Raw genomic sequence first — 19,694 nt, 5'->3', positions numbered from 1 at the left:
CGGCACGCCGAGTTGCCGGGGGCAGGTCCCACCGCGTTAATGAAGGGGCGACCTGTCCACGTCACGAGCCGGCGCACCGCACCGAAACGCGGAGGTCCGGATGGACATGATTCATGTCCGCGCGGTGTGCCCGCCGGAACTCACGCGGCGCACCATGGCCCTGCTGGGCGACGAGCCGTGCGCCTTGAACGTGGTCCTCCAGACGGGCGGCGTACGCAACCCCGACGGTGACGCCATCGAGTGCGACGTCCTGACCGGAGCCGCGAACGACGTGCTGCGCGGCCTGCGGGACCTGGGCCTTGAGCGCCACGGCTCCATCGTCCTCGATCCGGTGGACACGGTGTTCTCGGAACACGCCGCGAGGACCGGGGCCCAGCGGCTCGGGGCCACGCCGCGCGCACCGGTGTGGGCGCAGGTGGAGGCGCGGATCCGGGCCGAGGGCAGATACCCCCCGAGCTTCTACCTCTTCCTGGTCGTCGCGGGGCTCATCGGCGCGGTCGGCATCATCACCAACTCCCAGATCCTCATCGTCGCCGCCATGGTGGTCGGACCCGAGTACGGGGCCATCACCAGCGTCGCCCTCGCGATCGACCACGGCTCCCGGCCGAGAATCCGGCAGGGCCTGATGGCCCTGCTCGTGGGCTTCGCGCTGGCCGTCGCCGCGACCTTCCTCTTCTCGCTGTTCGTCCGGGGCTTCGGGCTTCAGCCGAGGGCCTTCGAACTGGGTGTCAGGCCCGTGTCGAATCTGATCAACACCCCCAACTTCTTCTCGGTCGTGGTGGCGGTGCTGGCCGGCGTCGTCGGCATCGTCTCGCTGGCCGAGGCCCGGACCAGCGCTCTCCTCGGCGTCTTCATCTCGGTGACCACCGTCCCGGCCGGGGCCGACATCGGGGTCTCGTGCGCGTTCGCCAGCTGGGACGAGGCCTGGGGGTCGCTGCTCCAACTCCTGCTCAACATCGTCGTACTGATCGTGGTCGGGACCGGCACGCTCAAGTGCCAGCGGGCGATCTGGCGGCGGGTGGGCGAACGCCGGCACCGGCGCGAGGTCAGGCGGACGGCGTAGGGGCGGACGGCGCCGGAGGAGACGGCGTCGAACCGACCGCGGCCGACGGAGCGCCGGTGTCCAGGAACTCGCGGATCGCGAAGGCGACCAGCACGATCACCACGGTCCACACCACGACCCACGTGGTCGGGTAACTCCAGGTGAACAGCACGATCGCGGCGACCGCCAGGATCGCGGCGCCGATCCACCGCTTGAAGCGGTGCACGAACCGGCCGACCGGACCCAGCGGGAGCCCCGCCGACACGGCGACGTCGCGCAGGGCGCCGATGCCCCTGCGACAGCCCGTACGGATCAAGGCGGCGATCCGGGACGGCCCGATGAGGAAGGCGCCTGCGGCCGTCACGAGCGCGAGCGCGCCGACCGCGCGAACACCGGCGCGCAGGAACCTGACCAGGGAGTCGAACACCGTGGCGGCGGCGTCCTCGGACGTCCCGACGGGCATATGGTCGAGATAGACCGCCCGCGCGACGGCCAGGACGATGCCGAGCACGACCATGGCGGCGAACACCCCGAGCGCGGCCCCGATCAGGGCCCGGCGACGGTCGGTGGCCAGATACACGCCCGCGGCGGCGATGAGCACGGCGATGACGGGGAGCCAGCCGCCTATGATGTCCAGCACCCGCAGATACGTCTTGATCTTGCCGACGTCCTTCGACGCGAACACCACGAAGTCCGTGTGGACGGCCGGGATCCGAGCGGCCGGTTTGAAGCCGGCGCTGACCAGCCGGTCCTTGACCTGGGCCACGATCGGCGCCACGTCGATGGTGACCTGACCGTTCTTGGCGGACACCGCACCGGTGGCGTTGCCCGTGAGAGCCTTGTCCAGCGCGCTGTGGGCCCGGCGGTTGGCGTCCACCCAGACGGTCTCGAAGGCCTTGCTGGAGACCACCCGCTGCACGGTGTCGCCGACCAGACTCTTCAGACCGCTGGTGATCGGGCCGCTCAGGTCGCCGAGCAGCTTGGCCGCCCTTGGCGGGGCACCCTTCTCCGACGCCGCCCGTTCCAGATCCTTGACCAGCGCGTCCACGTCGATCTGCGCGAGGACGGCGGTGGTGACCCGGTTGGTGACCGCCTTCTGCACATCCGGATCGCTCGCCAACGGCCCCACGGTGGCGACATAGCGGTCCGTGTCCCGGACGATGCTGTTCGCCCAGACCGCGACGACGGCCAGCAGCGACAGCAGCGAGGCGAGGAGAATCAGCAGGACCGAACCCGTCGAGCGGAGCCAGTGGTGCCGCGCGGCCCGCGACGGCCCCCCGGTCTCCAGAGCGCTCACCCGGTGCCGCAGCTCGTCCAGCTCGTTGCGCTCCCGCGCCGAGAGCCGCTGCTCGCCGGACGGTTCTGGGGGCTTCCGGTCCGGGTCCGATGGAGGCGGGCTGCTCGTCATGGTTACAGCAGAGGCGTACGGATCCGATCCCGCGACCCGGAACCGGCCCGGCGGGTGAACGCCGCACCGAGGTGCGGCGCCTTCCGTCCGATGCTGCAATGGAATTCCGGCCCCGTCGATGCGCAGGCATTCGGGGACAGGGGAAACTCCATGACCACCCAGGGGTGAAGCCGTGAGCGATTCCGCCGTGAGCGATGAATTCGCCGAAATGGGCCCGATCGACTACATAGTTGTCGAGTTTCCCGGCAACCGCATGACCGGCGAAGGCCTTCCCCTGCTGGTCGACCTGGTGGACCGCGGCGTCATCCGGATCCTCGATCTGATGTTTGTCAGGAAGGAGGAGGACGGATCCGTGGTCGGCATGGAGATCGCCGACTTCACCGGCGACGGAGCCCTCGACCTCGCCGTTTTCGAGGGCGCCTCCTCCGGCCTGCTGGGCGAGGACGACATCGAAGAAGCGGGCAGCGCCCTGGAGCCCGGCAACTCGGCCGGAATCCTGGTCTACGAGAACCTGTGGGCCGCTCCCTTCGCCACCGCCCTGCGCCGCGGCGGTGCGCAACTGGTCGCCTCCGGGCGCATCCCGGTGCCCGCCGTGCTGGCCGCGCTGGACGCGACGGAGTAGCACACGGCCGCCGCCCGCGCGTTCGGGAGGCATCGGCGCCGTACCCGTGAGTGCCTGATCCGTCAGGGGCCCGGGCGCCCGGCGCAGCGCTCGACGCCGGCCCGCACCCGGGCGAGGTTCATCGGCAGGTCGGCCGTGGCATCCAGGGTCATGCCCGGCTCGTCCCGCTCCAGCGGCTCCAGTGTCTCGAACTGCGAGTCGACCAGGCGGGCGGGCATGAAGTGGCCGGTGCGCCGGGACACACGGTCCCGGGCCGTCGCCCGGTCCAGGGCGAGGTACAGGTACCGCAACGCCGGCCCCCCGGCCTCCCGGAACTCGTCGCGATAGGCGCGCTTGAGGGCCGAACAGGCGACGACCAGTCCCTCGTGGGCCTCGGCGGAGCGACGGATGCGGTCGGAGAGGGCACGCAGCCAGGGCGCGCGGTCGGCGTCGTCCAGGGCGTGGCCCGCGGTCATCTTCGCGAGGTTCGCCGCGGGATGGAAGTCGTCGCCCTCGACGAACGCCAGGCCGAACTCCAGGGCGACCGCTTGGCCGAAGGTGGTCTTCCCGGATCCCGACACGCCCAGGACCACCATGATGGGGGGCGTTTTCCCGCACCCTTCGCCGCCTCCGGCCCCGGTCACGGATTCTCGGGTTCCCGGCCTGGTGCCGTCTGCCGCAGGTCCGCCTCGGTGAGGGGCTGGAGCGCCCCGCGGGTGTCCAGCCGGTAGAGCAGGACGAGCGGCGGCCCCACGAGCACCACCGCGATGATCGAGACCAGCATCAGCCAGCGCAGCGTCGTCGACGCGCCGGCCGCCTCGGACACGGTCAGTGACGTGGGGATGAGGTAGGGACGCTGGGCCAGTCCCCAGGCCACGACGACGAGGGCCACGCTGCCGATCGCGGTGACCCTCGCCCATCCCGTCGCGACGCGGTACAGCAGCCAGGCGGTGGCCAACGCGCTGACGACGGCGATGAGCACGAGGACGAGACCGACTCCGCCGGTCAGCCCGTCGTGGACGTAGGGCGCGTCGTCGTGGGTCACGGCGAGGCCGACGATCGCCAGCACGGCGAGGACGACGAGAGTGCACCAGGCCCGCAGCCGGAAGTAGCCGACGAGGTCGGGGGCGTCGAAGCGGCGGGCGTCGGCGGTCAGGAACACCGCCCCGAGGAAGGCGGTCGCGGCGACGGTGAGCAGGCCGGCGATCACGGAGGTCCCGTTGGACCAGGCGTCGCCGGACGCCTGTGTACCGGGAGCCACCCGGCCCGTGGCGATGCCCCCGACCGCCGCGCCGAGGAAGAAGGGGGTCAGCAGCGAGGAGACGGCGAAGACGGCGCCGTAGACCCTGCGCCGGGTGAGGCGCCGCGCGGGCTTGCGCAGGGCGAAGCCGGCACCGCGCAGGACGAGTCCCACGGCCGCGAGTGCCAGCGGGAGCCACATGGCGGAGAAGACCGTCTGGAACAGGACCGGGAACCCGGTCCACATGATGACCAGGACGAAGATGAGCCAGACGTTGTTGGTCTCCCACACGGGTTCCATGGCGTGGTCGATGAGCCACCTCGGGCGCTTGCCGCGTTCGGCGCCGCCCGCGACGAGGTCCCAGAATCCGGCACCGTAGTCCGTGCCACCGGCACACGCGTAGGCGGCCACCGCCACCAGCAGCACCCAGGCGACGACGTCCTCGATCATTCGTCTCCCCTGTCCCCGCTCGCGGTGGTCGACAACGGGCGGGGCCCGTACGGAGTGTCGCCCTCCAGATCCCCGGCGGCGGCACCCGCGGGCGCGCCCTCGTCGGCCAGCCGCCAGCGGTGGCTCATCTTCACGAGGACGGTCAGGAAGGAACCGAAAGCGAGGACGTAGACCACCGCGACGATGCCGAACATCGTCCACAGGGACGCGGCGCGGGTGCCCGTGACCGCCTCCGAGACCCGCATGTTCTGGTAGACGATCCAGGGCTGCCGGCCCACCTCGGTCGTGATCCAGCCGCACTCCACGGTCAGCAGACAGGCGGCGCCGGCGAGGGCGGCACACCGCAGGAACCAGGGCGACCGGGGCAGTTCACGACGTCGCAGCCGGCACCAGCCGTACCAGAGCGCGAGCAGCACGAGCAGGCTTCCGACGGTCACCATGATGTCGAACGCCCAGTGGGCGATGGTGGCCTGGATCACCGTCGGGCGGTCGCTCGCCGGGACCGATGTCAGGCCGGTCACCTCGGTGGACGGTCTGAATCCGGCGAGGATCGAGTCCAGTTGGGGGACCTTGATCCCGCCGGAGACCGACCCGTCGGCGTGCAGACGCCCGAAGAGGTACTCCGGTACGTGGGTGTCGGTCTTCCACACCAGCTCGGTGGCCGCGAACTTCACGGGCTGCTCGTGGAAGACGGAGCGGGCGATGGAGTCCCCCAGCACGAACTGCACGGGGGTGAGGATCGCGGCGACGGTGAACGGCAAGGTGAAGCCGAGCCGGTGGTAGCGGTCCCGGCGACCGCGCAGCAGGCCGACCGCGTACACCCCGGCGACGACGTATCCGGCGGTCAGGACCACGCCGACCACGAAGTGCCAGTACTCGGGGCCGAACATCGGTGTGAAGACCGCCTGCCGCACATTGACGTGCACCGGCTTGCCGGAGGCGTCGAGAGTGAAGCCGCGCGGGGTGTTCATCCAGGCGTTCGCGGCCACGATGCCGAACGCCCCCATCAGGGCGGCCAGCGGCAGCGGCAGGCCGAGCCAGAAGTGCGTCCACGGCTTGAGCCTGCGCCAGCCGTACAGGTAGAGGGCGATGAGGATCGCCTCGAGGAAGAACGCCCAGGCCTCGATCCCGAAGCCGAGGCCGAAGACATCGCCCCACCGGCCCATCATCCCCGGCCACAGCAGACCGAACTCGAAGGACAGCACGGTGCCCGTCACGATGCCGATCGCGAACTGGACGGCCATGACCGCCGACCAGCGCCGTGCGAGGAGCAGGGCGACGGCGTCGCCCTTGCGCAGCCCGCGGTAGTGCATGAGGAGCGTGATGGCGGGCAGCGCCACGCCGAAGGGTACGAGCAGGATGTGCGAGGCCAGGGTGAAGGCCATCAGCTCCCGGGCCGGGAGGAGTTGTGGTGGGCCGTCCGCGAGAAGGTGCTCGACTGCGCTGTTCACATGACCTCGGTGGTTCGTACGGGATGGCTGAGGGGCCCCGCGCTTCAGCCGCCGGTGGCGAAACCGGGGAACAGCGTCATTCCGCCGTCCACGTAGATCGTGGTGCCCACGACGTAGTCGAAGAGGTCGGACGCGAGCGCCGCCACCGCGTTCGCGATGTCGTCCGGGTCGCCCACGCGGCGGTAGGGGATGAGCCGGAGGAGGTCGGCCTCGGCCTCGGGGGTGTCCCAGGCGTCGCGGTTGATGGGCGTGCGAATCGCGCCCGGGGCGATGGCGTTCACCCGGATCCCCTGCGGCGCGAGCTCCTGCGCGAGGGTCGCCATGAGCATCTGCACCCCGCCCTTGGACGACGCGTAGTTCACATGACCCGCCCACGGGATGATCTGGTGGACCGAACTCATGCAGATGATCTTCCCGGCCGAACGGGAGACCTCGGGGACGACGCCTCGCCGCAGGAACTCCTTGGTCGCTTCGCGGGCACACAGGAACTGTCCGGTCAGATTGACGTCCAGCACCTTCTGCCACTGGGCCGTGGTCATCTCGGTGACGGCGGCGTCGCGCTGGAGCCCGGCGTTCGCCACCATGATGTCGATGGTCCCGAACTCCTCGACCATGCGGGACACCATGTCGACGACCTGGTTCTCCTGCGACACGTCCGCCTCGTGCGCGTAGGCGCGCACTCCGAAGCCCTCGATCTCGCGTACGACCTCTTCCGCGGCGTCCCGCCCGGACACGTAGTTCACCACCACGTCGGCGCCCACCCGGCCGAGGCCGATGGCCGTGGCCTTGCCGATGCCGGAATTCGCACCCGTCACCAGCGCCTTCTGCCCCTTGAGGAGCGGGAAGGCAAGAGGTTGGCGACCATCATTGCCGCTGGTTTCCACGCATGTCTCCCTGTGGGTGCCGACGCGGACCATCGGAGGAATCCGCTTTTCGGAGGAATCCGCCCCACAACGAAAACACTGGTGCGCCGGGACGGCGCGTCGGCACGTCCGCTGTCAGCCGGTCGGGGGGCCGACCCGGGCTGAACGGCCGAATGCCGATCCGCGGGGTCCACAGGGGTCCACCCGGGACGGCGCGCTCGGCTACTCGGTGCGGGGCTGCCGGCTGATTCCGACGCACAGCGCCCAGATGACGAAGGCGTCCACGGCGATCAGCACGATGGCCCAGACGGGGTAGTACGGCAGCCACATGAAGTTGGCGATCATCGACAGGCCCGCCAGGGTGATTCCGACCACGCGTGCCCACATCGCTCCGGTGAACAGGGCGGCGCCGGCGAGGACGACCAGGACGCCGAGGGAGAGGTGGATCCAGCCCCAACTCGTGAGATTGAAGTTGTAGGCGTAGTTGCGGGTGAGGACGAAGACGTCGTCTTCGGCGATGGCGGAGATTCCCTCGAATATCGCCATCACTCCGCCGAAGATCATCATGACTGCGGCGAAGGCGGTCCAGCTGGACGCCCACGGTCCGCCGCTCCCGGCCTCGTGTCGCTGGTGCATTCCAGTCGTGGTCATATCGAGCTCCTCCCACGTAGACCTCACCACTGACCTGTGACCGGTCGGTGGTCCGCATTTCAGCTTGCCATGAGAGTCACCGTCCGGCAGAACGGCGGAATTCCCGCGGGGTGGCACCGATGCCGATGTGCGGGGAAATCCGTGCGGTGCTCCAATGGAGGTGTCCCATGCGCCGTGAATTTCCCGTCGGCCAGGGGAGTGTGGATATTTCGCGGGCCGCCTCCCGGAATCGCGGGCCGCCTCCCGGAATCGCGGGCCGCCTTCCGGATTCTCGGGCTGCCTTTCCAGAAAGGAAACCGCCGTGCCAGGTCTCCTTCGCGGGGTCGCCCGCACAGCCGTGGTGGCCGGTACCGCGACCGCCGTGTCGAACCGTGTGTCACGCCGTCAGCAGGGGCGATGGGCTCAGCAGGAGTACCAGGAGGCCCCGCCGCAGCCCGCGCCCGCCGCGCCGCCCCCGTCGCCCGCCCCCTCGGCCGACGACATGAGCGGCAGGATCGATCAGCTGAAGCAGCTCGGGGAACTCAAGGCCCAGGGCGTCCTGACCGAGGCCGAGTTCGAGGAGCAGAAGCGCCGGATCCTTGGGTAGTGACGTTCCATGAACCTCACGCCTGCGGAAGGCCTGCGATGGGAGCCCAGCGGGCGCTGGGTGCGCGGGTGCAAGGGCGAGGTCACGGTCGTCGACAGCCGGCACCCGGTCCTCGTCTGGGAGCCCGACGTGCCCGTTCCGCTGTACGCCTTCCCACGCGAGGAGGTCCGCGAGGATCTGCTCCGCCCGGCCCGGAACCCGCCGACCGGCACGCACAGCGGATCGCGGGTCTTCCACGACCTCGAAGTCGACGGCCAACTGCTGGAGAACGCGGCCTGGACGTTCCCCGGCGACGACCTGGCCGCTCACATCGCCTTCGAGTGGTTCAGCCGCAGCGGCCGGGGACTCGACCACTGGTACGAAGAGGACGAGGAGATCTTCATCCACCCCCGCGATCCGCACAAGCGGGTGGACGCCCTCCCGAGCAGCCGTCACGTCCGGGTCGAGGTCGGCGGCACGGTCGTCGCGGACACCCGCCGTCCGGTGCTGCTCTTCGAGACCGGCCTGCCGACGCGGTACTACATCCCGCGGGAGGACGTCCGCCTCGACCTGTTCGTCCCCAGCGACCTCAGCACGGGGTGCCCCTACAAGGGCACCGCCGCGTACTGGTCGTGGCGGGGTGGCGGCGACGCCCCGGCGAACCTCGTCTGGAGCTACCCGGAGCCACTGCCCGCGGTGGGCGCCGTCAAAGGCCTCCTCGCCTTCTACAACGAGGCGGTCGACATCACCGTGGACGGGGAACGCCTCGAGCGGCCCGTCACCCCGTTCACCACGACACTCTCGGCGTAACCCGCGACGTGACGGCGGCGCGGGCTGTCACCTGGCCTCGTTGACGAAGTCGTTGGTGTACGTCTTGGACAGATCGACGCTGTGACCCTTGACCGTCGGGTCGAAGGTGGCGAGGACCTTGTAGACGGTCCTGGGACCGTCGGCGGGCATCAGACCGTCGGGGGAGTACATGCCCTTCTCGTTCTGGAGCGCCTGGGTGTAGACGGCCTTGCCGACGCCCGCGTAGTAGGCGGCCGGCATCTTGTCGGCGATCTCGGCGGCGGAGTGGGCCTGGATCCACTTGAGCGTCTCGACGTAGACGTCGACCAGCTTCTGCACCACCTCCGGGTTCTTCCGGACGTACCCGGTGGTGAGGTAGAGACAGGAGGCGGGGTAGGTGCCGCCGAGCGTGGCCTTCGCGCCCGCGGCCGTGCGCAGGTCGATCAGCGGCTCGGCCAGCTTCTTCCGCTCCAGCAGCGAGACGGTCGGCTCCGTGGTCATACCGGCGTCGATCTGTTTGTTCTGCATCGCCGCCACGAAGGTGGAGCCGGCGCCGACGGCCACCGACGTGGCGCTGCCGGCCTTGACGCCGTTCTTCGCCTCCAGGTACTGGGTGAGGAAGTTGGTGGAGGAGCCGAGGCCGGTCACGCCCAGGTGCTTGCCGCCGAAGTCCGCCGGACTCTTGACGCTGTCCGCCTCGTCGGTGCGGACCATCTCGACCTCGCCGGGGGCGCGGAGCAGTTGCACGACGGACTCGGTGGACCTGCCCTTGGACCGCAGGTCGACGGTGTGGTCGTAGAACCCGACCACCGCGTCCACCTGGCCGGAGATCATGGCGGTCTCGGCCTCGACCCCGTCCGGCTCGTCGTAGAACCGCACATCCAGACCCTGCGCCTGGTAGTAGCCCAGCTCCCGGGCGAGCGTCACCGGCAGATAGATCTGCTTGTCGAGGCCGCCGACGATGATCCGCACCGCGGGCGCGCCGTCGCCGTTCCTGGACGCGACGGCGGCGCTGGACCTGCCCCCTCCTCCGCTGCAGGCGGGCACGGCCAGGGCGAGGGCGGCGCAGACGGCCCTGGCGAGCAAGGACGTGGTGACCGGCTTCATCACTGGTCTCCTTTTGCGAGCGGGTGGGCGGGGACATGCGGGCGTGGCGCAGAAGGTACCCGCCCGAATGCTCGTGCTCACGGCCCGGGGCCGCCCAGGTGGCAAGCACCTGGGCGGCCCCGTGATCGGCGAGGCTCAGCCGTTCGGCCCTGCCGGGGTCGTGGTGGTCTTGAAGCCCTCGGTCTTGTTGGCCTGGATCGCGAAGTCATTGGTGAACGTCTTGCTGAGGTCCACCGCCCCCTTCACGTTGCCGACCAACTGCTCTGTCGCCAGAGAGGTCTTCGGACCGCCGGCCGGCATGATGCCGTCCGGGAGGAACTGACCCTTGTCCTGGGTCAGGGCCGAGATGTAGTCGGCCTTGGTCACCAACTGGTTCGACACGAACGACGCCGGAAGCTTGTTGGCGATGTCGGCCGCGCTGTGCGTGTTGATCCAGTGCATGGTGGCCACGAGTGCGTCGACGACCTTCTGCGTCGCGTCCTTGTGCGAGTTCACCCAGTCGGTGCGGGCGATCACACTGGCCGCGGGATAGGCACCGCCCATCGCCTGCGTGGCGCCGGCCGTGGTGGCCAGGTCGATCGCGGAGGCACCGACACCCTTCTTCTGGATCGCGGCGACCGTCGGCTGCGTCGTCATGACGCAGTCGACCTTTCCGTTCTGCAGCGCGGCGATGGCCGTGGATCCCGCGCCGACCCCGATCCGGTGGTACTGGCTGGTCTTGATGCCCTTCTTGGCGGCCAGGAACTGGGTGAGGGTGTCGGTGCCCGAACCCAGGTCGGTGACGCCGAGGGTCTTGCCTTTCAGGTCGGCGCCCGAGGTGACGCCCGACTTCTTGGCGCACATCTCACGCTCGCCCGGGGCGCCGGAGAGCTGGACGACGTCCTCGACCGCCTTCCCCTTCGCCTGGAACTCGATCGTGTGGTTGTACCAGGCGCCCGCCATGTCCACCTGCCCCGAGGCCATGGCTTCCTCGGCGCCGACACCGCCGTCCTGCTCGGTGCTCAGCTGGACGTTGACGCCGTACTTCTTGTAGAAGCCGAGCTGCTGGGCGAGTTGGTACGGCAGGTAGATCTGCTTGTCGAGGCCGCCGGCCATGAGCTTGACGGTCGGCGTGGAGCCCGAACCGCCGCTCGAGGCGGATGAGTTGCCGGAACAGGCACTGACCGTGCCGAGGGCGAGAACGGTGAGCAGAGACGCGGCGACGGCGACGGGTCGTCTGGACATGGCTGACCACATTCCTTTGCTGAGGGTTCTGAGATGAAGGAGGGGAAAGTGCGGAGGCGTCAGAGGGAGTTCGCCTCGGTGGGCGCCGGCGGGCGCCACGACAGCAGCCGGTGCTCCAGCTTGCTGATCAGCCACTCGGCGCCGAGCACGATGACCGAGATGACGAGCATCGTCGCGAACACGCCGTTGGGATCGAACTGGTTCTGCGCGGTCTTGATGACCAGGCCGAGCCCGCTCTGCGCGCCGAGCACCTCGCCGACCAGCGCGCCGACGATGGCGAAGCCGAAGGCGCTGTGCAGGCTGGCGATGATCCAGGTGAGAGCGGAGGGCACGGTGACGTGCCGGATGATCTGCGCCTGCGAGGCGCCGAGCACCTTGGCGTTGGCGAGGATGTTGCGGTCGACCTCACGTACGCCCTGGAAGGCGTTGAAGAAGACGATGAAGAACACCAGTACCGCGGCGAGCAGGATCTTCGGCAGCACACCGATGCCGAACGCGACGATGAAGATCGAGCCGAGGACGATACGCGGGATCGCGTTGACCACCTTGATGTAGGGGCCGAGCACATCGGCGAGGAACCGGCTCTGGCCGAGTGCGACGCCGAAGATCACGCCGGCGACGGCCCCGAGGGCGAAGCCGGCGAGCGCCTCCTGGATCGTTGTCCAGATGTTCGCGTAGAAGGACCCGAACTCGGTGCCGTGCTGGAAGAGGTCGACCAGCCGCTTGGCGATGCCCGACGGCTGCCCGAAGAAGAACGGGTCGACGATCCCCCAGGTGGTGAACGCCTGCCAGCCGCCGATGACGAAGGCCGCGAGGCCGATACGGCCCGCCCACACCAGCGCGGTGCGCCGCCGGGCGGCCCGCTTCGCGGCGGCCGCGGCCGAGGACGGTGTGCCGTCCTTGACCAGCGCGGCGGAAACTGCGGACGTCGTGCTCATGCCGTACCTCCTGCGGTGCGTGCGTAGGCGCGCTCCACCTCCTCGCGCAGCGTTTCCCAGATCTGGTGCTGAAGTTCGATGAAGCGGGGCTGGAAGCGGATCTCCTGGACCGCGCCGCGCGGGCGGGGCAGGTCGATGTCGAAGACCTCCTTGACCGATCCGGGGCTGGACGTCATGACGACGACCCGGTCGGCGAGTGCCACGGCCTCGTCGAGGTCGTGGGTGATGAAGATGACCGACGGACGGATCTGCTCCCACAGGCCCAGCAGCTCGGTCGACATGATCGCCTTGGTCTGCACGTCCAGGGCGCCGAACGGCTCGTCCATGATCAGGATCTTCGGTTCGTTGATCAGCGCCGCGGCCATCGCCACGCGCTTGCGCATACCGCCGGAGAGCTGGTGCGGGTAGCGGTCCTCGAACCCGGACAGGCCCACCCGCCGCAGCCAGTCGCGCGCCGAGACCTGGGCCTTCTGCTTGGGGACACCGCGGAAGACCGGGCCCATCAGCACATTGCCGAGGACGGTCTTCCAGGGCAGCAGCGCGTCGGTCTGGAACATGAAGCTGACGCCGTCGGTGACACCGTCCACCTCACGGCCGCCGACCTTGACCGAGCCCTCGCTGGGCCGGTCGAGCCCGGAGACCATGCTCAGGGTCGTCGACTTGCCGCAGCCCGTCGGGCCCACCACCGCGCAGAACTGGCCAGGCTCCACGGTGAACGAAACGTCCTGCAGCGCCGTGAACACCTCACCCGCGGGAGTCAGAAATCGTTTGGTGAGCCCTGAAATCTCGACTCGCGCGCTGTCCTGGCCGCTTTTGTCGGCGGCCGTGCTCAACGCGGCATCGTTTCGCGAAGCCATCTGAGGCCGTCTCCTTCCCTAACCTCGGGGTCGAGGAAGGCAGACGCTAGAGGCCGCCCCGTATTACGTCGCTGTTTCAGACGTATCTCGCGTTAGTTGTGTTAACCGGGGTTCTGCACGTTCTGCTCAGGGGGCCGGGGGTGGGCAGGATGTCCCTGGTGGGGCACAATCACGCCACCACGGGTTACGGCGAAGGGGCCGGGCCCGGCAGCAAGACAAGGGCGAAGGCACCTGTGATGCCCATCCGAATCCGGATCGGCCGCGTCGGGAAGGGGAGGCTCTCCGCGCGGATTCTGGCCAATCAGCTGGCCATCCTGGCCCTCTCCGGAGCCATCGGTTTCGTACTGTTCGCGTTCGCTCAGCGGGCCGAGATCGACCGCTCATACGAGCAGCGGGCGCTGGCCATCGCCGAGACCACGGCCGCCGAGCCGCAGATCCAGCAGGCCATGGAGTACGGCGGTGGCGGCGACATCGTGCAGACCGTCGCCGAACGGATCCGGAAGGCGTCGGGGGCGTCGTACGTGGTCGTGATCGACCTGCACGGCATCCGTCACTCGCACCCCACCCCGGCACTGATAGGCGAGCCGGTGGGCGAGCCGATCGCGGTGCTCGACGGCCTTCCCCACGTCGGCTCCGACCAGGGCGCGACCGGGCGGTCGGCCAACGGCAAGGCTCCGCTGAGGGGGCCCACGGGCACGCTGGTCGGCGAGGTCTCGGCCGGCATCCCGGAACGCGACGTACTCGGCGAGCTGTGGCGGGAGCTGCCCACCTTCGGTCTGTACGCCACGATCGCCGTCGCGCTCGGCTCGGTGGCCGCGTTCCTGCTGGCCAGACGCCTGAAGCGGACGACGTTCGGGCTGGAGCTGGAGGAGATCGCCGGCCTGCTGCAGGACCGGGAGGCGATGCTGCACGGCATCCGGGAGGGTGTGGTCGCCTTCGACCCCGAGGGCCGGATCACCGTCATCAACGACGAGGCCCGCCATCTGCTCGGTCTGGGCACGGCACTGGGCAGCCGGCTGGACGAACTCCTGCCCGAAGGGCGGCTGCGCCGGGCACTGGACGGCAGCCTCAGCGGGACGGACATCACGGTCCTCACCGACGACCACTGCCTGGCCGTCAACCGGATGCCGGTGACGCTGCACGGCCGGGCGCTGGGAGCGGTGGTCACCGTGCGCGACCGCACCGAACTGGTCGGACTGCTCAGGGAGCTGGACTCGGTGCGCGGGCTGACGGACGCGCTGCGGGCCCAGCAGCACGAGTTCACCAACCGGATGCACACCCTGGCCGGGCTGCTGGACGTGGGGGAGTACGAGTCCGCGTACGAGTACGCCGTCGAGCTGGCCGGAGCCGACCAGGAGCTGACCGAGTCGGTGCGCGAGCACATCGGGAACGCCCTGATGGTGGGTCTGATCGTGGCCAAGACGACGGTCGCCGCCGAGCGCGGCGTACGGATCGTGCTGGGTGAGGACTCCGCGCTCGGTGAGCAGCCGCCGCATCTGCACCGGCTGCTGACCATCGTCGGCAACCTGCTGGAGAACGCCCTCGACGCCGCGGTCGGCGGACCGGCCCCGGCGGGCGGCCGGGAGGTACGGCTCACGGTCGCCGAGGCCACCACGGAGGTGCTGGTACGGGTGGCCGACACCGGACCTGGCATCCCGCCGGGCGCGGCCGAGTCCATCTTCGAGGACGGCTGGTCGACCCGGCCGGACCGCGGGACCGCCCGGCGCGGCCTCGGACTCGCCCTGGTCCACCGGCTGGTCCAGCGGCACGGCGGCACCATCACGGTCAGCGAGGGGTCCGGCGCGGTCTTCACCGTGACACTGCCCCTGCCGGACGCCGCGCCCGCGCCGCAGGGCGCACTGTTCACGACGGCCATGCCGGTACCGGCAGGTGCCCTGGCCGCAGCCGATGGAGGGGAGCGCTGGTGATACGGACCCTGGTGGTGGACGACGACTTCCGGGTGAACGGACTCCACTGCACCTATGTGGCCCGCGTCGAGGGCTTCGAGGTCGTCGGCCAGGTGGCGAACGTGGCCGAGGCGCTGGACGCCGTCCACACGCTCCACCCGGAACTGCTGCTCCTCGACATCTTCCTTCCCGACGGCAGCGGCCTCGACGTGCTGCGACAGCTGACCGGCGACGCGGGTGGCGCCCGCCCCGACGCCATCGTGATCACGGCCGACCGGGACATCACCTCCGTGCGGACCGCGATGAAGCTCGGAGCCGTCGGATACCTCGTCAAGCCCTTCGGCGCCGACGCCCTGGCCGAGCGGCTCACCGCCTACCGCGCACTCCAGCACCGGGTGAACGTCCTGGGCCCGGCGGCGGAGACCGACCAGGCCGACGTGGACGCCCTGTTCAGCGTCGTCCGCCCCACCGCCCTGCCCACCGTCCCGGCCAAGGGCCACTCCGCGCCGACCCTCGCCCTGCTCCACGAGACGGTCCGCACCGCCCGCCGGGACGTGTCGGCGGCCGAGGCGGCGGAACTGACCGGCGTCTCCCGCGCCACGGCCCAGCGCTACCTGTCCTACCTCGTTCGGGAGGGCATGGTCCGACTGGAACTCCGTTACGGCGCGACCGGCCGCCCCGAACACCGCTACCGCACCGTGTCCTGACGCCCCGGCCGGTGCTGTCGGCGCACACTGAAGGCATGCTCACGGCGGACCCCTCCCGTCCGCCCTGCACCCACAGGAGTCACGCGTGCCCCTGCTGCGTACAGGCGACCTGGACCTTTACCACCAGGTCGTCGGGGAGGGCGACCCGCTCGTCCTCGTCCACGGTTCGTGGAGCGACCACACGTCGTGGCAGCTCGCGATCGAGGCCGATCTTCGGGCGTCGTTCCGGGTGGTCACCTACGACCGCCGGGGTCACGGCAAGAGCGAAGCGGGGCCGGGACAGGGCACCCGCCGACAGGACGAGAACGACCTCGAGGCCCTGATCGAGCGGCTCGGCCCCGCGCCCGCCCACGTGGCGGGCAGTTCCTTCGGCGGGTCGATCGCACTGGGGCTTGCGGCGCGCCGGCCGGAGTTGTTCCGCAGCATCACGGTCCACGAGCCCCCGCTCGTCGCGATCGTGGCCGACGACCCGGACGCGCTGGGACAACTACGCCCGACGCAAGCCTCGATGGACGCCGTCCTCGCCCATCTCCGCAAGGGCGAGCACCGACAGGGCGCACGGCAGTTCGTGGAGGAGGTGGCCATGGGACCCGGCACCTGGGACCGGCTGCCCGCGGCGGTGCGCGAGACGTTCGTGCACAACGCGCCCACCTGGCTGGACGAGCAGTCCGACCCCGACTGGGCGAAGATCGATACCGACGCCCTCGCCCGGTGCGCCGCACCGGTACCGCTCAGCGGAGGCACGCGGAGCCCGATGTGGTTGGGGACGATCCTCGACCGGCTGGCCGCGGCCCTGCCACGGGCGCGGCGGGGGACCGTCGAAGGGGCGGGGCACATTCCCCATGTCACCCATCCGCGGCGGTACGCCGCCGCCCTCACGCGCTTCGTCCGGACGTCCTGAGACGCGGGCCCCGCCACTCGTCGGTACTGTCGGAAGGGATCGCCGCTCGCTCTCCGCTCCTGGTTCCCCGACCGGGCGGCGGAGCGAAGGAGGCAGGGTGTCGTGACCGTGATCTCCCTGAAGTCCGCCCAGGTGCGGGAAGGGCTCACGCTGCCCTATGCCGAGGCCGGCTACCCCAGTGGCACACCGGTCGTCTTCGTGCACGGACTCGGTGACTCCTGGTGGGCCTTCGAACCCCTCCTCAGGCGCCTTCCGGCCGCCCTGCGCGGTTACGCGCCCACCCAGCGCGGCCATGGCGACGCCGACCGCCCGTCCGAGGGCTACACGCCCGAGGACTACGCCGCCGACCTCGTCGCCTTCCTGGACGCCGTCGCCATCGACCGCGCCGTGCTCGTCGCGGCCTCGAGCGGCGGCGTGGCCGCCCGGATGGTCGCGGGCAGCCATCCCGACCGGATCTCGGGGCTGGTGCTGATCGGCGTACCCGGCACGCTCGAGGACAAGCCGGCGGTGACCGGTATGCGGGAGGCCGTCGAGGGGCTCTCGGACCCCGTTCCCCGGGAGTTCGTCGAGGAGTTCGTCTCCGGCGCGCTGGCCCGACCCGTCGCCAGGGGCCTCGTCGAGACGATGATCGACGAAAACCTCAAGGTCCCCGCGTACGTCTGGCAGGAGACCCTGCGCGGACTGCTCGACACCGATCTGCGCGCGACCCTCGCGGGCATCCTGGTGCCCACCGTCGTCATCTGGGGTGACCAGGACGACCTGCTGCCCCGCGGCGACCAACAGACCATCCTGGACGCCATCCACGGTTCACGCCTGATCGCCTACGAGGGCGTCGGGCACGACGTCCACTGGGAACAGCCCGACCGCGTGGTCGCCGACCTCGCCGCCTTCGCCGCGCATCTCGAACACCCCGCGACTCCCGGCACGTCATAAAGGCGTGGGGGACGGCAGATTGGCCGGTTACCTATTGAATACCCGGGGTTACATCCACCTGGCCGACAAGACTTGCTATCGTGTTACTCGTTGGTAGCAAGCCGAACGGGGGCCACGAGGGGCCGGCGTATGCATCGCCGCCGCTCCTCGGGCGGGTTGGTCGAGACGGACTGTCCGGCAAGGGGGCCGGGCGGCCACGGCACCTGCGCATACGCACCCCGCGGCCTTCGAACTCCACTTTTCTCGCTCACTCATGCGAACAGGTGAGACTCCTCATATGGCTCGTTCCCTGGTCGACTTACTGACCACGCACGCCTCGCAACAGCCGGAGCGGACGGCATACCGCTACCTCGTCACGGGCGACTGCGACGGAGAGATCCAGGACATCTCGTACGGACGTCTGGCCCGTCGGTCCCGCGCCGTCGCCGCCTGGCTGCAGGAACGCGGCCTGGCCGGATCCCGTGCGCTGCTGCTGTACCCGCCCGGCCTGGAGTTCATCTGCGGCTACCTGGGCTGTCTTTCGGCCGGGGTCGTCGCCGTGCCGGGCGTTCCCCCGCAGGGGCGGTCGCAGAACCACCGTGCCCTGACCCGCATGAAGCGCCTCATCGCCGACGCGGACGCCAAGGTGATCCTGGGCGGCCGTGAGGTGCTCGCCACCCTGGCCGCCCAGGCGGAACACCTGCCCGAACTGGACGGGATCACCTGCGTCGCCACCGAGGACATACCCGACGAGGCGGCCGACTCCTGGCGCGAACCCGACCTCACCGCAGACTCGGTCGCCTTCCTCCAGTACACCTCCGGCTCCACCTCCGCCCCGCGAGGCGTGATGGTGACGCACGGGAACCTGCTGGACAACGAGCGGGCCATCACCGAGCGGATGGGCCACACCCCGGACACGCTCGCGGAGTACGACCACGAACTGTTCGTCAGCTGGCTGCCGGTGTACCACGACATGGGCCTCATCGGCCCGGTCCTGAACACCGTCCACCTCGGCGCCACCGCCACGCTCTTCTCGCCCCTGCACTTCCTCCAGCGGCCCGCGCGTTGGCTGACCGCCCTCAGCCGCTACCGCCCGCACACCAGCGGCGGCCCCAACTTCGCCTACGAGCTGTGCCTCAAGCACGCCACCCCCGAACTCCTCGACGGACTCGACCTCGGCCGGTGGAAGGTCGCCTTCAACGGAGCCGAACCGGTACGGGCCGCCACCCTGCGGCGCTTCACCGAGACCTTCGGGCCGGTCGGCTTCCGCCGCGAGGCCCTCTATCCGTGCTACGGCCTCGCCGAAGCCACGCTCATCGTCACCGGTGGGTCGGCCGACACCCCGCCCCTCCTCGCCGCGGCCCCCGGGTCAAGTCCGCACGCGGGCGCGGCCGACGCGGCAGCCGTCGGCTCCGGGCGGCCGATCCCCGGTACGACCGTGGTGATCGCCGACCCCGAGCGGCGGGAGGAGGTGCCGGAGGGGGAGGTCGGCGAGATCTGGGTGAGCGGCGCGGGCGTCGCCAAGGGCTATTGGCGCAACGCCCTCGCCACCCGCGAGACCTTCCGGGCCACGCTGAAGGACCGTCCGGACCGTTTCCTGCGGACCGGAGACCTCGGATTCCAGCGCGAGGGCGAGCTGTTCGTCACCGGCCGCCTCAAGGACCTGATGGTCATCGACGGACGCAACCACTACCCGCAGGATCTGGAGCTGTCCGCCGAGATGTCCCACGGGGCGCTTCGGCCGGGCTGCACCGCCGCGTTCTCCGTGGACGGCGGCGTCGAGGGCGAGCAGCCCGTCATCGTCGCCGAGACGGCTCCGGACGCGGCGGCCGACTCCGAGCGGATCACCGAGGTGATCCGCAGCGCGATCGGCGAGGCCCACGGCCTCGCGGTGCGTGACGTCGTGCTGGTCCACCCCGGCACCATCCCCAAGACGTCCAGCGGGAAGATCCAGCGCCACGCCTCCCGGGCGGCCTATCTCGCCGACGCCCTCGCGGTCGTGGGCGCGTCCGCCGCGAGATGAGGTAGACGAGGTCAACCCCCCCTGTCGGCGCGGACACCCGCGCCGAGGGGGCATCCCG

The 19,694-nt window shown here is 70.2% G+C and carries 19 protein-coding genes; 9 read left to right on the top strand and 10 right to left on the bottom strand.

Annotation, left to right across the window (positions count from 1 at the left end):
• Positions 1-100: 100 nt before the first annotated feature.
• Positions 101-1,063, top strand: coding sequence for a DUF389 domain-containing protein (locus AAFF41_RS07920; RefSeq protein WP_319745596.1), 963 nt, complete (start codon positions 101-103; stop codon positions 1,061-1,063).
• Here the strand turns inward: AAFF41_RS07920 and AAFF41_RS07915 are convergent.
• Positions 1,047-2,450, bottom strand: coding sequence for a hypothetical protein (locus AAFF41_RS07915; RefSeq protein WP_343323754.1), 1,404 nt, complete (start codon positions 2,448-2,450; stop codon positions 1,047-1,049). The genes AAFF41_RS07920 and AAFF41_RS07915 overlap by 17 nt on opposite strands.
• 208 nt (positions 2,451-2,658) lie before the next feature.
• On the opposite strand from AAFF41_RS07915, the gene AAFF41_RS07910 reads away from it, so the two are divergent.
• Positions 2,659-3,072 (top strand): DUF6325 family protein, encoded by a 414-nt coding sequence (locus AAFF41_RS07910; RefSeq protein ID WP_054228775.1) that lies wholly within the window; start codon positions 2,659-2,661, stop codon positions 3,070-3,072.
• A gap of 62 nt (positions 3,073-3,134) precedes the next feature.
• Here AAFF41_RS07910 and AAFF41_RS07905 read toward each other — a convergent pair whose 3' ends face one another.
• The 5 genes from AAFF41_RS07905 to AAFF41_RS07885 form a co-directional block, all read right to left on the bottom strand.
• Positions 3,135-3,647, bottom strand: coding sequence for a gluconokinase (locus tag AAFF41_RS07905; RefSeq protein WP_319745601.1), 513 nt, complete (start codon positions 3,645-3,647; stop codon positions 3,135-3,137).
• A gap of 44 nt (positions 3,648-3,691) precedes the next feature.
• Positions 3,692-4,741 (bottom strand): cytochrome d ubiquinol oxidase subunit II, encoded by a 1,050-nt coding sequence (locus AAFF41_RS07900; protein WP_319745603.1) that lies wholly within the window; start codon positions 4,739-4,741, stop codon positions 3,692-3,694.
• Positions 4,738-6,126, bottom strand: a complete 1,389-nt coding sequence (locus tag AAFF41_RS07895; RefSeq protein ID WP_319746078.1) for a cytochrome ubiquinol oxidase subunit I — start codon at positions 6,124-6,126, stop codon at positions 4,738-4,740. The genes AAFF41_RS07900 and AAFF41_RS07895 overlap by 4 nt, the downstream gene beginning before the upstream one ends.
• A 110-nt stretch (positions 6,127-6,236) precedes the next feature.
• The gene (locus AAFF41_RS07890) at positions 6,237-7,076 is read right to left on the bottom strand and encodes an SDR family oxidoreductase (RefSeq protein WP_319745605.1); all 840 of its coding nucleotides are present in this window, start codon (positions 7,074-7,076) and stop codon (positions 6,237-6,239) included.
• A gap of 201 nt (positions 7,077-7,277) precedes the next feature.
• Positions 7,278-7,706: a DUF7144 family membrane protein gene (locus AAFF41_RS07885; protein WP_319745607.1), complete on the bottom strand. Its 429-nt coding sequence runs from the start codon at positions 7,704-7,706 to the stop codon at positions 7,278-7,280.
• A gap of 301 nt (positions 7,707-8,007) precedes the next feature.
• Here AAFF41_RS07885 and AAFF41_RS07880 point away from each other — a divergent pair, with 301 nt between their 5' ends.
• Together AAFF41_RS07880 and AAFF41_RS07875 are read left to right on the top strand one after the other, a co-directional pair.
• Positions 8,008-8,292 (top strand): SHOCT domain-containing protein, encoded by a 285-nt coding sequence (locus AAFF41_RS07880; RefSeq protein WP_319745610.1) that lies wholly within the window; start codon positions 8,008-8,010, stop codon positions 8,290-8,292.
• Between the two features lie 9 nt (positions 8,293-8,301).
• Positions 8,302-9,081, top strand: coding sequence for a DUF427 domain-containing protein (locus AAFF41_RS07875; protein WP_319745611.1), 780 nt, complete (start codon positions 8,302-8,304; stop codon positions 9,079-9,081).
• Between the two features lie 27 nt (positions 9,082-9,108).
• Here the strand turns inward: AAFF41_RS07875 and AAFF41_RS07870 are convergent, their stop codons facing one another.
• From AAFF41_RS07870 to AAFF41_RS07855, 4 genes are all read right to left on the bottom strand, one after another.
• Positions 9,109-10,167 carry an ABC transporter substrate-binding protein gene (locus AAFF41_RS07870; RefSeq protein ID WP_319745613.1) on the bottom strand — a complete coding sequence of 353 codons (1,059 nt, stop codon included), beginning with the start codon at positions 10,165-10,167 and terminating at the stop codon, positions 9,109-9,111.
• A gap of 135 nt (positions 10,168-10,302) precedes the next feature.
• A complete protein-coding gene (locus AAFF41_RS07865) occupies positions 10,303-11,391 on the bottom strand; it encodes an ABC transporter substrate-binding protein (RefSeq protein WP_319745616.1) in 1,089 nt (362 codons plus the stop codon).
• Between the two features lie 59 nt (positions 11,392-11,450).
• A complete protein-coding gene (locus tag AAFF41_RS07860) occupies positions 11,451-12,329 on the bottom strand; it encodes an ABC transporter permease (RefSeq protein WP_319745618.1) in 879 nt (292 codons plus the stop codon).
• Positions 12,326-13,186, bottom strand: a complete 861-nt coding sequence (locus AAFF41_RS07855; RefSeq protein ID WP_319745620.1) for an ABC transporter ATP-binding protein — start codon at positions 13,184-13,186, stop codon at positions 12,326-12,328. Before AAFF41_RS07855 ends, AAFF41_RS07860 begins: the two co-directional genes overlap by 4 nt.
• Before the next feature lie 236 nt (positions 13,187-13,422).
• Between AAFF41_RS07855 and AAFF41_RS07850 the strand changes: the two genes are divergently transcribed.
• The 5 genes from AAFF41_RS07850 to AAFF41_RS07830 all read left to right on the top strand — a co-directional run bounded on the left by AAFF41_RS07850 (position 13,423) and on the right by AAFF41_RS07830 (position 19,636).
• A complete protein-coding gene (locus tag AAFF41_RS07850; protein ID WP_319745622.1) occupies positions 13,423-15,114 on the top strand; it encodes a sensor histidine kinase in 1,692 nt (563 codons plus the stop codon).
• Positions 15,111-15,800, top strand: a complete 690-nt coding sequence (locus AAFF41_RS07845) for a response regulator (RefSeq protein ID WP_067373034.1) — start codon at positions 15,111-15,113, stop codon at positions 15,798-15,800. Before AAFF41_RS07850 ends, AAFF41_RS07845 begins: the two co-directional genes overlap by 4 nt.
• A gap of 85 nt (positions 15,801-15,885) precedes the next feature.
• Positions 15,886-16,701: an alpha/beta fold hydrolase gene (locus tag AAFF41_RS07840; RefSeq protein WP_343323753.1), complete on the top strand. Its 816-nt coding sequence runs from the start codon at positions 15,886-15,888 to the stop codon at positions 16,699-16,701.
• Positions 16,702-16,803: 102 nt separating this feature from the next.
• Positions 16,804-17,634 (top strand): alpha/beta fold hydrolase, encoded by an 831-nt coding sequence (locus AAFF41_RS07835; RefSeq protein WP_319745626.1) that lies wholly within the window; start codon positions 16,804-16,806, stop codon positions 17,632-17,634.
• Positions 17,635-17,911: 277 nt separating this feature from the next.
• Positions 17,912-19,636: a fatty acyl-AMP ligase gene (locus AAFF41_RS07830; protein ID WP_319745629.1), complete on the top strand. Its 1,725-nt coding sequence runs from the start codon at positions 17,912-17,914 to the stop codon at positions 19,634-19,636.
• Positions 19,637-19,694: the final 58 nt, after the last annotated feature.

Source organism: Streptomyces mirabilis (assembly GCF_039503195.1).
GTDB lineage: Bacteria > Actinomycetota > Actinomycetes > Streptomycetales > Streptomycetaceae > Streptomyces > Streptomyces mirabilis_D.
This window is presented reverse-complemented; position numbering and strand designations above follow the sequence as displayed.